General features: G+C 62.4%; 12 protein-coding genes and 1 pseudogene. 8 read left to right on the forward strand and 5 right to left on the reverse strand.

The annotated features are described in order from the left end of the window. The first annotated feature begins 1 nt into the window (after position 1). Positions 2-1,177: a signal recognition particle-docking protein FtsY gene (gene ftsY / locus P0D73_RS15010; protein ID WP_408284173.1), complete on the forward strand. Its 1,176-nt coding sequence runs from the start codon at positions 2-4 to the stop codon at positions 1,175-1,177. An 87-nt stretch (positions 1,178-1,264) separates the two neighbouring features. On the opposite strand, the gene maiA is transcribed toward ftsY, so the two are convergent. Then, positions 1,265-1,909, reverse strand: a complete 645-nt coding sequence (gene maiA / locus P0D73_RS15015; protein ID WP_132376130.1) for a maleylacetoacetate isomerase — start codon at positions 1,907-1,909, stop codon at positions 1,265-1,267. A 25-nt stretch (positions 1,910-1,934) separates the two neighbouring features. Continuing rightward, complete coding sequence (locus P0D73_RS15020) at positions 1,935-2,633, reverse strand: fumarylacetoacetate hydrolase family protein (RefSeq protein WP_342960137.1); 699 nt, start codon at positions 2,631-2,633, stop codon at positions 1,935-1,937. 228 nt (positions 2,634-2,861) lie between these two features. Between P0D73_RS15020 and ybiB the strand changes: the two genes are divergently transcribed. Beyond that, positions 2,862-3,833: a DNA-binding protein YbiB gene (ybiB, locus tag P0D73_RS15025; protein WP_408431800.1), complete on the forward strand. Its 972-nt coding sequence runs from the start codon at positions 2,862-2,864 to the stop codon at positions 3,831-3,833. 499 nt (positions 3,834-4,332) lie between these two features. After that, positions 4,333-5,373: pseudogene (locus tag P0D73_RS15030) on the forward strand (2-isopropylmalate synthase); the annotation flags it as partial. Between the two features lie 186 nt (positions 5,374-5,559). On the opposite strand, the gene P0D73_RS15035 reads toward P0D73_RS15030, so the two are convergent. Then, positions 5,560-5,943, reverse strand: coding sequence for a nuclear transport factor 2 family protein (locus P0D73_RS15035; RefSeq protein ID WP_132376133.1), 384 nt, complete (start codon positions 5,941-5,943; stop codon positions 5,560-5,562). Between the two features lie 43 nt (positions 5,944-5,986). After that, the gene (locus P0D73_RS15040) at positions 5,987-6,550 is read right to left on the reverse strand and encodes an acyloxyacyl hydrolase (protein WP_408431802.1); all 564 of its coding nucleotides are present in this window, start codon (positions 6,548-6,550) and stop codon (positions 5,987-5,989) included. Positions 6,551-6,913: 363 nt separating this feature from the next. Here P0D73_RS15040 and rpoH point away from each other — a divergent pair, with 363 nt between their 5' ends. The 5 genes from rpoH to cydX all read left to right on the forward strand — a co-directional run bounded on the left by rpoH (position 6,914) and on the right by cydX (position 11,347). Further along, positions 6,914-7,849: an RNA polymerase sigma factor RpoH gene (gene rpoH / locus P0D73_RS15045; protein ID WP_007179432.1), complete on the forward strand. Its 936-nt coding sequence runs from the start codon at positions 6,914-6,916 to the stop codon at positions 7,847-7,849. Between the two features lie 338 nt (positions 7,850-8,187). Then, a complete protein-coding gene (gene cydP, locus P0D73_RS15050) occupies positions 8,188-8,448 on the forward strand; it encodes a cytochrome oxidase putative small subunit CydP (protein ID WP_408178270.1) in 261 nt (86 codons plus the stop codon). Next, positions 8,438-10,030: a cytochrome ubiquinol oxidase subunit I gene (locus P0D73_RS15055; protein ID WP_408178269.1), complete on the forward strand. Its 1,593-nt coding sequence runs from the start codon at positions 8,438-8,440 to the stop codon at positions 10,028-10,030. Before cydP ends, P0D73_RS15055 begins: the two co-directional genes overlap by 11 nt. Before the next feature lie 35 nt (positions 10,031-10,065). Beyond that, complete coding sequence (gene cydB, locus P0D73_RS15060; RefSeq protein ID WP_408284169.1) at positions 10,066-11,202, forward strand: cytochrome d ubiquinol oxidase subunit II; 1,137 nt, start codon at positions 10,066-10,068, stop codon at positions 11,200-11,202. Positions 11,203-11,230: 28 nt separating this feature from the next. Then, positions 11,231-11,347 (forward strand): cytochrome bd-I oxidase subunit CydX, encoded by a 117-nt coding sequence (gene cydX, locus P0D73_RS15065; protein ID WP_408284167.1) that lies wholly within the window; start codon positions 11,231-11,233, stop codon positions 11,345-11,347. A gap of 130 nt (positions 11,348-11,477) precedes the next feature. On the opposite strand, the gene nagE is transcribed toward cydX, so the two are convergent. Next, on the reverse strand, positions 11,478-13,253 hold the full coding sequence (gene nagE, locus P0D73_RS15070; RefSeq protein WP_408178266.1) for an N-acetylglucosamine-specific PTS transporter subunit IIBC: 1,776 nt from the start codon (positions 13,251-13,253) through the stop codon (positions 11,478-11,480). Positions 13,254-13,350: the final 97 nt, after the last annotated feature.

Here is a 13,350-nt window from a genome sequence, read left to right on the forward strand (position 1 = left end):
CATGTTCAGCTTTTTCAAACGATTCAAGGGTTCGAAAGAGTCCGATAACGCGCCAGAAGAGTCGCAAACAGCGCCAGAAGGCTCGACGCTTGACGCCGCCGTGGAGGCGCCTGCGCCCGTCGCGCCGGCTGCCCCGCGCCCAGCCGATGCGCCGGTTCGCGTCGAGACGCCACCCGTGGCCGCTCCGTCCGCGATCGAGCCCGAACCCGAGCCGGAAGCATTCGCCTTCGAGGAAACCGTCGAAATCGTGCCGCCGCCGCTGCCGGACGCAGGCGCGAAACGCTCCTGGCTGACGCGTCTAAAGACCGGCTTGTCGAAGACGAGTTCGAATCTGACCGGCATTTTCGTCGGCACGAAGATCGACGAAGACCTGTACGAAGAACTCGAAACCGCGCTGCTGATGTCGGACGCGGGCGTCGACGCCACCGAGTTCCTGCTCGAAGCGCTGCGCGAAAAAGTGCGCACCGAGCGCCTCGCCGATCCCCAGCAGGTCAAAGCGGCGCTGCGCACGCTGCTGGTCGACCTGCTCAAGCCGCTGGAAAAATCGCTCATGCTCGGCCGCGCGCAGCCGCTCGTGATGATGATCGCCGGCGTCAACGGCGCGGGCAAAACCACCAGCATCGGCAAGCTCGCCAAGCATCTGCAGAGTTTCGACCAGTCGGTGCTGCTGGCCGCGGGCGACACGTTCCGCGCCGCCGCGCGCGAGCAACTGGCCATCTGGGGTCAGCGCAACAACGTGACCGTGGTGTCGCAGGAAAGCGGCGACCCGGCGGCGGTGATCTTCGACGCGGTCGGCGCCGCGCGCGCGCGCAAGATCGACGTGATGATGGCGGACACGGCCGGCCGCCTGCCGACCCAACTGCATCTGATGGAAGAACTGCGCAAGGTGAAGCGCGTGATCGGCAAGGCGCAAGACGGCGCGCCGCACGAACTGCTGCTGGTGATCGACGCCAACACCGGCCAGAACGCGCTCGCACAAGTGAAGGCTTTCGACGACGCGCTCGGCCTCACCGGCCTGATCGTCACCAAACTCGACGGCACGGCGAAGGGCGGCATTCTGGCCGCGATCGCGCGGCAGCGTCCGATTCCCGTGTATTTCATCGGTGTCGGTGAGAAGGTCGAGGACTTGCAGCCGTTCAGCGCGGAAGAGTTTTCCGACGCACTGCTGGGCGGCTGAACGCGAAACAGCGTCCGCGGCTAAAGCAGCAAAAAGGGCACTCCGAGGAGTGCCCTTTTTTCATCCCGCCTGCCGGATCAGGACAGGTCACTCAGCGTCCGGTTGCGCGCCGGGTGCCGCGCGGGCAAACGCGTCGAGTTGCATCGCGTGATCATAGATGCGCTGGATGGTCGGAAACTTCGCAGTGTCGACCTTGAAGCGCTGCGCGTTGAACACCTGCGGAATCAGACAGGTGTCGGCGACGGTCGGCGTATCGCCGAAGCACAGCTTGCCGGTGCGCGAATCGCCCGCCAGATGCGTTTCGAACGTCGCGAAACCCGCTTCCACCCAGTGACGGTACCAGGCGTCCTTGGCATCGTCGTCGAGACACAAGGTGTGCTTCAGATACTTCAGCACGCGCAGATTGTTCAGTGGATGGATCTCACATGCCACCTGCAACGCCAGCGCACGCACATATGCGCGATCGGCCGGCGTCGCGGGCAGGAGCGGCGGCTCGGGATGCGTCTCTTCCAGATACTCGATGATCGCGAGCGACTGCGGCATCACGTCATTGCCGTCGACGAAGGTCGGCACGATCCCGTCCGCATTCACCTTGCGGTATTCGGGCTTCAACTGCTCGCCGCCGTCGCGCACAAGGTGCACCGGCACGTAGTCGTACGGCAGATTCTTCACGTTCAGCGCGATGCGCACGCGATAGGACGCCGAGCTACGGAAATAGCTGTAGAGCTTCATGTTGTCTGTCTCCCCCAACTGGCCGTCAGACGACGCGCACGCTGAGCTCGCCGAGCCCGTCCACGCCACCCTTCATCAGATCGCCCTGCACCACTGCGCCGACGCCTTCCGGCGTGCCGGTGAAAATCAGATCGCCGGGTTGCAGTTCGAACAGCGTCGACAGATAAGCGATCGTCTCGGCCACCGACCAGATCAGTTGCGACACGTCCGAGTTTTGCTTTTCGTCGCCGTTCACCGACAACCAGATCGCGCCCTTGTCGACATGGCCGACGGTCGTGACCGGATGAATCGGACCAAGCGGCGCCGAGTGATCGAAGCCCTTCGCGGTATCCCAGGGACGGCCCAGCTTCTTCGCTTCGGCCTGCAGATCGCGGCGCGTCATGTCGAGACCGAGCGCGTAACCGTAGACGTGGTCGAGCGCGCTCTCGGCCGGAATGTTCTTGCCGCCCTTGCCGATCGCCGCGACCATTTCCATCTCGAAGTGGACATTTTTCGACTGCGACGGATAGGGAAACTCGCCGGTGGCGCCGGGCGCGACGTACAACACGGCATCGGCCGGCTTGGCGAAGAAGAACGGCGGTTCGCGGTCGGGATCGTGTCCCATCTCGCGCGCATGCGCCTCGTAGTTGCGGCCCACACAGTAGATGCGACGCACCGCGAACTGCTCGCTGGACCCCACAACCGGCACCGCGACCACCGGTGCGGGTGCAAATACGTAACTCATCCCGTTCTCCGTTTCTTGATGTGTGCCGCCAGCGCGACAATAAAACATCGAGTGTAACGCGCGACAAAGCGCCGCGCGCGCCCGTTCGGCATGAACCGGCGCGGCCGGCATCGCGGGCGCGCTGTCTCGCGGGATCGCCATAGATGCGATACTCACACTCAATAGCGTCTCCTGAATACCGTGGCCGACCGCTCCGAGGCGGCACGCCAACACGTCCCACTGCGCCCGATGACCGACTCCGCCGACACCGCCAATCCCTTCCCCTGCGCCCGCTTCATCAAGGAAATCGGCCGCGGCCCGAACGGCGCCCGCGCGCTGACTGCCGACGATACACGCACGCTCTACACCGCCATGCTCGACGGCCGCGTGGCCGAGCTCGAACTCGGCGCGGTGCTGCTCGCGTACCGCGTGAAGGGCGAAACCGCCGACGAACTCGCCGCGATGCTGGCCGGCGCGCATGCGTCGTTCGAGCCGGTTCATCTGCCGCACGGCACGTTCCGGCCCGTCTCGATTCCCAGCTACAACGGCGCGCGCAAGCAGCCGAATCTGGTGCCGCTGCTCGCCCTGCTGCTGGCGCGCGAAGGCGTGCCGGTGCTGGTGCATGGCGTCACCGAAGATCCGGGCCGCGTGACGAGCGCGGAGATCTTCACGCATCTGCAAATTCCGCACGCGCGATCGCACGCCGATATCGAAGACGGTCTCGCTGAGCACCGCCTTGCGTTTGCTCCGATCGGCGTGCTCGCGCCGAAGCTCGCGCGCCTGCTTGCGCTGCGCCGGCGCATGGGCGTGCGTAATTCGACGCACACGCTGGTGAAAATCCTGCAGCCGTTCGCGCCCGCGGGTTTGCGCCTCGTCAACTACACCCACCCGCCGTATCGCGACAGCCTCACGCAACTGTTCAACACGCATCCGGACGCGGCCGCCGGCGGCGCGCTGCTTGCGCGCGGCACAGAAGGCGAAGCGGTGGCCGATACGCGGCGCCAGGTGCAAGTCGACTGGTTGCACGACGGCGTCTGCGAAACGCGCGTGCCGCATGAACGCTCGTCGCCGGATGCGCCGGAAGTGGACTTGCCCGACGCTAAAGACGCGCCGACGACAGCGGCCTGGATCAGCGCCGTATTGCGTGGCGAAGCGCCCGTGCCGAGCGCGATCGAACGGCAGGTCGAACTGATCGTGGACGTCGCGAGAATGCCGGCGTAACCGCCTCGGCGTAAGCGCTGCGGTGCGCTTGCCGTCGCCCGCTGCGACCTGCGCGGGTTGACACGCCGCGACGCGCCGTCATACATTAGACCCATGCGTTCCCTTCCGAACACCCTCCGAATTACCTCCGGCCGCCTAGCGCGGCCCCTATCGCTACGCCTAGCGTAAGTCAGGCGTAGCGCCGCGCGTTGGCAGCTCAGGTTGCTCAAAGCGCGGTCTCTCCAGCAGTTCCGTTGTTCCGTTTCACCCCCTAAGCGTAGTTCTTCACAACCTGTAGTCGTTTGCATTCGTCCGTTTACCGCGCGGACGAAGCGCGAGGATCAAATGCACGCCGCATGGGCTTTATCCACGTCCGTTTTCGCCGCCACGATGACGCTGTTCGTTCGCGCCCGTTCGTTGTTGCCGCTAGCCCCCGGCTGGCGGCCCGTGCACCCGTGGCAGTCCGCCAACCGCTCGACGCCACATCCTTTCGCATACGACACAACGAACGAGGCTCACCATGTTGCAAAATCCAGCTGAAAAATATCGCCCCTTCCCCACCGTGCGGCTGACCGGCCGCAAATGGCCGAGCCGCACGATCGACCAGGCGCCGGTCTGGATGAGCACCGATCTGCGCGACGGCAATCAGGCGCTGATCGAGCCGATGAACGCGGCGCAAAAGCTCGAGTTCTTCGAGATGCTGGTCGCGATCGGCTTCAAGGAAATCGAAGTCGGCTATCCGTCGGCGTCGCAAACGGATTTCGATTTCGTCCGCAAGCTGATCGAAGAAAAGCGCATTCCCCACGACGCGACCATCGAGGTATTCATGCCGTCGCGCGCGGAACTGATCGCGCGCACGTTCGAGGCGCTGGAAGGCGCGCCGCGCGCCATCGTGCACTTGTACAACGCGATCTGCCCGTCGTTTCGCCGGATCGTGTTCAACCAGTCGAAGGCCGAAATCAAAGCGCTGGCCGTGGCAGGCACGCAGATCATCAAGGAGCATGCGCAGGCGCGGCCGGACACGCATTGGACCTTCCAGTACTCGCCGGAAACGTTCAACGCGGCCGAACTGCCATTTGCACGCGAGGTGTGCGACGCAGTGGCGCAGACGTGGCGGCCCACGCGCGATCACAAAATGATCATCAACCTGCCCGCGAGCGTGGAAGCGGCGACACCGAACGTATTCGCCGACCAGATCGAATGGATGCACCGCAATCTCGGCTATCGCGACAGCATCGTGCTGTCGGTGCATCCGCATAACGATCGCGGCACCGCGGTGGCCGCCGCGGAACTGGCGCTGCTGGCGGGCGCGGACCGCGTCGAGGGCTGTCTGTTCGGCAATGGCGAGCGGACCGGCAACGTCGATCTCGTGACGCTGGCGATGAATCTGGCTGCGCAAGGCGTCGATACCGGGCTCGATTTCTCGGATATCGAGGCGGTCCGGCGCGTCGTGGAGCGCTGCAATCAGTTGCCGGTGCATCCGCGGCATCCGTATGCGGGCGATGCGGTGATTCGAGCGAAAAGCGGGGAGCGACAAGGCGTCGCGGCGCATGAGCCGGAAGTGGCCGAAGCCGGTGCGGCCGATCGTCGCGAGTGGAGCGGTGTGGATGAGGAAAGCGTCGCTGCCTGAGAATCAGGGCGAGTGACGCAAAAACCGACGCACAAGCGCGCTACCCGCGTGCCCGCGTCAGCCGGAGCAACCCGCTCACAAGGCGCGGCCAGCCCGGAAACAGTAAGCTCAAAAGGCTCACTCGATTGCGCAACGCGTTGCCTGCCAGGCAATCAGGCGCCATCGCCCGTCTTCCTGCGTATGGATCGCCGTGTAGGCGATCGGAAACAGCAGCGCTCCGTTATTGGCTTCCATTTCGATCAGCGCCCGGCCGGTCACGACGCAGGTCTCGCGCCCGACCGGCAGCACCTCTTGCGACTGAATCTCGATCTGCCGATAGCGGCGGCGGCCCGCGGTAATCCCGTCGATGAACTGCCGTTTCGTTTCCCGCTTGCCGTTCGTGTGAACGTAGCTCACGTTGTCCGCGAGCAGCGTGTCGAGCGATTGCCCGTCGCCGTCGACCATCGCGCGAAAACGCTCTCGCTCGAGCTCGCGAACCGCTTCGATTATCTTTGCCGCCATCGCTCAGCCCCTCGCACCGGTGAGCCGAACGTGGCCACGGTCGTCAGAAGTTATATTGCAGATATAGCTGGTGGAAATTTATACCAGGATTCGGCTCTTTGATACCGCCGTTGGAAATATGCTGGAAGCGATAGCCTGCCTGGTACTGCTGGTGGCTGCCGAACTGCATGCCCACGCCGGCCATGTCGGCGAACTGGAACGCAGTGCCCAATGTGAAGGTCGAAGAAATCCGGGGACTCGACAGCAGCCGGATGCCCGCGCCCAGTTCGGCGTACGGGCGGATCGAGCCCGATCCCTTGATGAAGCGGATGATCGGCGTCACGCCGATTTCGCCGATGTTGTCGTGCACATTGCCTTCGTTGGTGTGCCACCAGGCCACGTGCGCTTCGCCGATCAGCGAGAAATGCCAATCACCGATCTGCCACCAGGTCAGATCCGGGTCCCAGACGAAACCGAGGTCGAGTTTCTTGACGTGGCGATCGCCAAGGCCGCCGGCCACCTGCACGCCAAACTGGTCCGCCGAAGCCCATCCTGAAGTTCCCACCAGCACGGCACCAGCCGTGATATTTAGAGCCAGACCACGCAAAGCATTCTTCTTGTTGTTCATCTAACACCCGAGCTCCGCCGAACGTTGAACAATCCTTAACCGTTTTGCGTATTGTAAAGACAATCTCAATTGAGTGGATCGTATGAAGAAACCCATCTTTCCGCAATTAGTCACCTCAAAACTAGCAAAAGTCGGTCACTTATAACAATGAAGGCGATCTGTTAGGTAAGTTCTACGCTCCGAGCAAAGAAGCCGAGGGAGGCGTACCATGGCTATTGAATCGTGAATTTCAATAGGAATTTACGGAACTTGGATGCCCCTACAGCCTCTAAGTATTAGCACTCGGCAATTCAGAGTGCTAACATCCAACGCTGGAGTCGTTACCTGAATAAGCTTTTGTCTGATTCCAAAGGAGTTTCCTACGTGAGCCATGCAATGACCCTTCCGAGTACTTTGAGCCCGTCGTCGGCTAAGGCCGCTTCGGCAGGTGCACTGGCGCTCTCGCATTCCTCGCTGCTGCCCGGTCAACTGGGCAATATCGACGCCTACATCCAGGCCGTAAATCGGATTCCGATGCTGACGCCGGCGGAAGAACGCCAGTTCGCCACCGAATTTCGCGAGCAGGACAACCTAGAGTCCGCGCGCCGTCTCGTCCTGTCGCACCTGCGGCTGGTCGTATCGATCGCGCGCAACTATCTGGGCTATGGACTGCCGCACGCCGACCTGATCCAGGAAGGCAATATCGGCCTGATGAAGGCCGTGAAGCGCTTCGACCCGGAGCAGAACGTGCGCCTCGTGTCGTACGCCATGCACTGGATCAAGGCTGAGATCCACGAATACATTCTGCGCAACTGGCGGATGGTGAAAGTCGCCACGACCAAGGCGCAGCGCAAGCTGTTCTTCAACCTGCGCAGCCACAAGCAAGGGCTGGGCGCGTTCACGCCGGACGAGATCGAAGGTCTCGCCAAAGAGCTGAATGTGAAGCGCGAAGAAGTGTCCGAAATGGAAACGCGCCTCTCGGGCGGCGATATCGCGCTGGAAGGGCAGGTCGAGGACGGCGAAGAGTCGTACGCGCCGATCGCCTATCTGGCCGACTCCCATAGCGAGCCGACCGCCGTGCTGGCTTCGCGTCAGCGCGACAAGCTGCAAAGCGACGGTATCGCGAGCGCGCTGGACGCACTGGACGCCCGCAGCCGCCGCATCATCGAGGCACGCTGGCTGAAAGTGGAAGACGACGGTTCGGGCGGTTCGACGCTGCACGAACTGGCCGACGAATTCGGTGTGTCCGCCGAACGTATTCGCCAGATCGAGGCAAGCGCAATGAAGAAGATGCGCGGTGCACTGACCGAATACGCGTAAAGCTTGAAGATTGTCTGCATGCCGGTTCGTCCGGCGCGCGGTATTCAGCCGCCAAGCCCAGCCCTCGCAAGACGGCGGGGCTTTTTTTCGCCCACGCCGCGGTGTTTTCGCGCACGCGCACACTGACGCAAGAACATCACCGAGCAACACGCGTTTCTTGACGTATCACAAACCAGATAGCAATACTGCTTGAACGGGGCAAGTCTCGCGACCCAATGCCGCAGCGCCGAACTGTTGCGCGCGAGGTTCTACTCCTAGAATCGGGATGCACTCGCCAAACCGCCCAAGCGGCCTGGCGCCAGCCGGATTCACCGGTGTGAAGTTGCCTTCTACCGATCATGACCACAGCCCTCAATCGCAGCACCACCCGCCGCCCGAGCCTGCGCAAACGGTTCCACGGCTGGGTGCGCGGTCCGACGCTGGCGCGGGATATCGCCATCGTCCTCGCTATCAAATTCGTACTGCTGATGGCGCTCAAGTACACGTTCTTCAATCATCCACAGGCGGAGCACATGTCGCTGCCGCCTGAGCAAGTCGCGCAGGCGCTGTTGTCCGTGCCTGCCTCGCATCCGTCCCAAGGTGATCAACATGCCCGTTAGCGAAGTCGTAGAACTGTCGCGCCTCCAGTTCGCCATCACCGCGCTTTACCACTTTCTGTTCGTCCCGCTCACGCTCGGCCTGTCCTGGTTGCTCGTCATCATGGAGTCGGTCTATGTGATGACCGGCAAGCAGATCTACAAGGACATGACCCAGTTCTGGGGCAAGCTGTTCGGCATCAACTTTGCGATGGGTGTCACCACCGGCCTCACGCTGGAATTTCAGTTCGGCACAAACTGGTCGTATTACTCGCACTATGTCGGCGATATTTTCGGCGTGCCGCTCGCGGTTGAAGGGTTGATGGCGTTCTTCCTCGAATCGACCTTCGTCGGCCTGTTCTTCTTCGGCTGGAACCGGCTCTCGAAGACCCAGCATGTGTTCGTCACGTTCCTCGTGGCGCTCGGCTCGAACCTGTCGGCGCTGTGGATTCTGGTGGCCAATGGCTGGATGAACAATCCGGTCGGCGCTACCTTCAACTATCAGACCATGCGCATGGAGCTCGACAGCATCTTCTCCGTGCTGTTCAATCCGGTCGCGCAAGTCAAGTTCGTGCATACCGTGTCGGCCGGTTATGTGACGGCGTCGATGTTCGTGCTTGGCGTGTCGTCGTGGTATCTGCTGAAGCGCCGCGACACTGAATTCGCATTGCGCTCGTTCGCGATTGCCGCCGGCTTCGGTTTGGCGTCTACGTTATGCGTGATCGTGCTCGGCGACGAATCCGGCTACCGCACCGGCGAAGTCCAACAGGTCAAACTGGCCGCGATCGAATCCGAATGGGAAACCGCGCCCGCGCCGGCTCCGTTCACGATCATCGGGATTCCGAATCAGAAGGAAGAGCGCACTGATTACGCTATCCGGATTCCCTACGCGCTAGGCCTCATCGCCACGCGTTCGCTCGATGAACCCGTGGTCGGCCTGAAGGATTTGATGGCGCGCAACGAAGAGCGCATCAAAAACGGCATGCTCGCCTACGCCGCGCTACAGAAACTGAAGCAAGGCGATATCACCGACGAAGCCAAAGCCGACTTCGACGCGCACAAGCAGGATCTCGGCTACGGCCTGATGCTCAAGCAGTTCACCGCGAACGTCACCGACGCCACGCCGGATCAGATCGCCCAGGCCGCGAAGAAAACGATCCCGCCTGTGGCACCCGTGTTCTTCTCGTTCCGCTTGATGGTGGGCCTCGGCATTCTGTTCCTCGCCACCTTCGTGCTGGCGTTCTGGTTCTGCGCGCAGCGCTCGTTGTTGCTGGAGAAGCGCCGCTGGTTCCTGCGCTGGGCCGTGTGGGCGATTCCGCTGCCCTGGCTCGCGGCCGAGTTCGGCTGGATTGTCGCTGAAGTGGGCCGTCAACCGTGGACCATCGCGGGCATTCTGCCGACCAACCTGTCGGCCTCGAGCCTGACACCGAATGACCTGTATCTGAGTATCGCGGGCTTCGTGGTGTTCTACACGGTGCTGTTCATCATCGAAATCATGCTGATGTTCAAGTACGCGCGGCTCGGTCCCTCGTCGCTGCATACGGGCCGCTATCACCACGAACAACAGCCGCTGAATCAGCCGCTGCCGACCAACACGGCCGCATGATTCGCCGCCACTGAGCCTCAAGGGAAAAGATCATCATGGATTACGCAACCCTCAAACTGATCTGGTGGGTGCTGATCGGCGTGCTGCTGATCGGCTTCGCGCTCACCGACGGCTTCGACATGGGCGCGGCGATTCTGCTGCCGTTCATCGGCAAGACCGACGCCGAGCGGCGCATCGTCGTGAACACGGTCGGCGCGACGTGGGAAGGCAATCAGGTCTGGCTCATCACGGCGGGCGGCGCGATGTTCGCCGCGTGGCCGCTGGTGTACGCGGCGTCGTTCTCCGGTTTCTATTTCGCGATGCTGCTGGTGTTGTTCTCGCTGTTCTTCCGGCCGGTCGGCTTCGACTACCGCAGCAAACGCGAAGACCCGCGCTGGCGCACGGCGTGGGACTGGGCGCTATTCGTCGGCGGCTTCGTGCCGGCGCTGGTGTTCGGCGTCGCGTTCGGCAACCTGCTGCAAGGCGTGCCGTTCTCGTTCGACACCGACCTGCGCGTCACCTATCACGGCGGCTTCTTCGCGCTGCTCAACCCATTCGCCGTGTTGTGCGGCCTCGTCAGCGTCTCGATGCTGACCGCGCACGGCGCCGCCTTCGTCAAGATGAAAGCGGACGACATCGTCGCCGAGCGCGCTTCGCTGGCGCTGCGGATCGCTGCGCTCTCTTGCGTGGTGCTGTTCCTGATCGCCGGCGCGCTGATCTCCACGATGATCGGCGGCTATCAGGTGATCGACGCCCCGCCGCTCGACACGGTCGCCAATCCGTTGATGAAGAACGTAATTGGGGCACCCGGCCTGTGGCTCACCAACTACGCGAACTATCCGTGGATGGTGAGCGCGCCGGTGGCCGGTCTCGTAGGCGGCGTGCTGGCCACGTTGCTCGCGCGCTCGCGCTTCGAAAAGAGCGCCTTCCTGTCGACTTCGCTGATGATCATCGGCGTGATTCTGACGGCGGGCTTCTCGATGTTCCCGTTCATCATGCCCTCCTCGCTCGACGGCCGCAGCAGTCTCACCGTGTGGGATTCGACCTCGAGCCGCATGACGCTGCAGATCATGCTGATCGCCGTGATCATTTTCCTACCGATCATCCTGATCTATACGAGCTGGGTGTATCGCGTGATGCGCGGCAAGGTGACCGCCGCCGCGCTCGAAGAAAATCACCATACGATGTATTGATCCGCAACACGCTCAACAGGAGTTTGCGATGTGGTATTTCAGTTGGATTCTCGGGATCGGCGTGGCGTTGGCGTTCGGCATCATCAATGTGATGTGGCTGGAATCGCATCGGCCGTCGAAAGCCGGCGCACAGAAGAGACGCTAAAACAGCCTGTGCCGGCCACGGGCCGGTAAACGGAAAAGCGGCACCTTGAATGATTCAAAGTGCCGCTTTTTTATTGCTGCATGACTACTGGAGGTGAAGCAGCGCGAGCCGCTCCTGCTTCAGCACTGCGTCATGCCGGCAAAGGCGTTGCACCGCCGCTTTGCGTCGTGCGCGTTGCCAGCTTTTCAGCGTAGCGCTGCGCGGCGTCGCCGACGACGATATGGAACGTGTCCGCAGAAATCCACGCCGTATCGAGCGTCGCCAGACGTTGACGATCAACCGCCGACGGATCCCGCACGACGATACGCAGACGCGTGGCCGCCACCGCATCAAGCGACACCACGTTGCCCGCGCCGCCGAACACGGCGAGCCAGCGCAGCGGATCGGGATCGAGCGGACCGCTACCTTGAGCACCCGAAGCTGCAACCCGCGTAGCCGCCACAGCCGGAGCCGCAGCAGCAGCCACCGGCTTCACCACCTCACCACCACCCTGCGCGATCACCGTGCGGATTTCGTCCGCGATGATGTCCGCTTCCGGTCCAATGATCACCTGCACGTTGGTCGACCCGCGCTTGAGCACACCACGCGCACCGATCGTCTTCAGTTCGTTTTCAGAGACCTTGTTCGAATCGACCACCGACAGACGCAGTCGTGTCGTGCAAGCATCAACCACCGACAGATTCGACGCACCACCGAGAGCAGCGATATAACGCTGCGCACGCGGCACAGCCGCACCGGCGACCGGCGAAACGAAACCACCAGCAGCAAACGAGTCGACTTGCTCATCGGCTGCAGCGGGTTCACGGCCCGGCGTCGCCATGTTGAATTTGCGGATAAAGAAGCGGAACAGCCCGTAGTACACCACCATGTAGACGAGACCGATCGGAATCGCCCACCAGCCACGAGTCGACAGGCCGTAGTTCAACACGTAATCGATCGCGCCAGCGGAGAACGTGAAGCCGAGGTGAATGCCGAGCGCCGAACAGATGGCGAGCGAGAGGCCCGTCAACAGCGCGTGGATCACGTACAGCACCGGTGCGAGGAACATGAAGCTGAATTCGATCGGCTCGGTCACGCCCGTCAGGAACGACGTGAGCGCCATCGAGAACAGCAGGCCGCCGACCAGCGCGCGGCGCTCCTTCGGCGCTTCATGGAACATTGCCAGACAGGCAGCCGGCAGGCCGAACATCATGACCGGGAAGAAGCCCGTCATGAAAGTGCCCGCAGTCGGATCGCCCGCGAAGAAGCGATGCAGGTCGCCCGTCACGGCGGCGCCGCCCGGCGGCGTGAACGTGCCGAACACGAACCACGTCAGCGAATTGAGGATGTGATGCAAACCCGTGACGAGCAGCAAGCGGTTCAGCACGCCGAACACGAACGCGCCGAGCGCGCCCGCGGTGGTCAGCCAGTGGCCGGCCGTATCGATCACGGCTTGCACCGGTTGCCACACGTAGCCGAACGCTATGCCGAGCACGAGGCAGACCACCCCTGTGACAATCGGCACGAAGCGTTTCCCTCCGAAGAACGCGAGGTAATCGGGCAGCTTGATGTCTTTGTATCTGTTGTACAGCAAGCCCGCGACGATACCCGCCACGATCCCGGACAACACGCCCATGTTGAGCTTGTCGTTGATGTCCTTCATCACCGCGACTTCGACCAGATAACCGATCGCGCCGGCCAGACCCGCCACGCCGTTATTGTCTTTCGCGAAGCCGACCGCCACGCCGATCGCGAACAAGAGCGGCAGGTTGTCGAAGATCGCGCCGCCGGCGTCGGCGATCATCTTGATGTTGAACACATCGGGTTGACCGAGGCGCAGCAGCAGGCCGGCAACCGGCAGCACCGCAATCGGCAGCATCAGCGCGCGTCCCAGCCGCTGAATCTTCAGAAACGGATTCCCATCCATTGACACCTCCAATCCTTGTCTCTTTGTTGAACGCCGTGATTAAACGGCGTCGTTGAGTTTTGTAGCTACGAGTAATGACTGAGCGAAGCTGGCTGCG

The sequence above is a fragment of the Paraburkholderia sp. RL18-101-BIB-B genome, from assembly GCF_046026985.1.
In the GTDB taxonomy this organism is placed as follows: domain Bacteria; phylum Pseudomonadota; class Gammaproteobacteria; order Burkholderiales; family Burkholderiaceae; genus Paraburkholderia.

Bases quoted from the DNA above. Each gene is read 5' to 3' on its own strand.
- P0D73_RS15020 (WP_342960137.1), bottom strand. From the start codon at position 2,633: ATGAGTTACGTATTTGCACCCGCACCGGTGGTCGCGGTGCCGGTTGTG.
- cydP (WP_408178270.1), top strand. From the start codon at position 8,188: ATGACCACAGCCCTCAATCGCAGCACCACCCGCCGCCCGAGCCTGCGC.
- ftsY (WP_408284173.1), top strand. From the start codon at position 2: ATGTTCAGCTTTTTCAAACGATTCAAGGGTTCGAAAGAGTCCGATAAC.
- cydB (WP_408284169.1), top strand. From the start codon at position 10,066: ATGGATTACGCAACCCTCAAACTGATCTGGTGGGTGCTGATCGGCGTG.
- P0D73_RS15040 (WP_408431802.1), bottom strand. From the start codon at position 6,550: ATGAACAACAAGAAGAATGCTTTGCGTGGTCTGGCTCTAAATATCACG.
- P0D73_RS15035 (WP_132376133.1), bottom strand. From the start codon at position 5,943: ATGGCGGCAAAGATAATCGAAGCGGTTCGCGAGCTCGAGCGAGAGCGT.
- nagE (WP_408178266.1), bottom strand. From the start codon at position 13,253: ATGGATGGGAATCCGTTTCTGAAGATTCAGCGGCTGGGACGCGCGCTG.
- P0D73_RS15055 (WP_408178269.1), top strand. From the start codon at position 8,438: ATGCCCGTTAGCGAAGTCGTAGAACTGTCGCGCCTCCAGTTCGCCATC.
- maiA (WP_132376130.1), bottom strand. From the start codon at position 1,909: ATGAAGCTCTACAGCTATTTCCGTAGCTCGGCGTCCTATCGCGTGCGC.
- cydX (WP_408284167.1), top strand. From the start codon at position 11,231: ATGTGGTATTTCAGTTGGATTCTCGGGATCGGCGTGGCGTTGGCGTTC.
- ybiB (WP_408431800.1), top strand. From the start codon at position 2,862: ATGACCGACTCCGCCGACACCGCCAATCCCTTCCCCTGCGCCCGCTTC.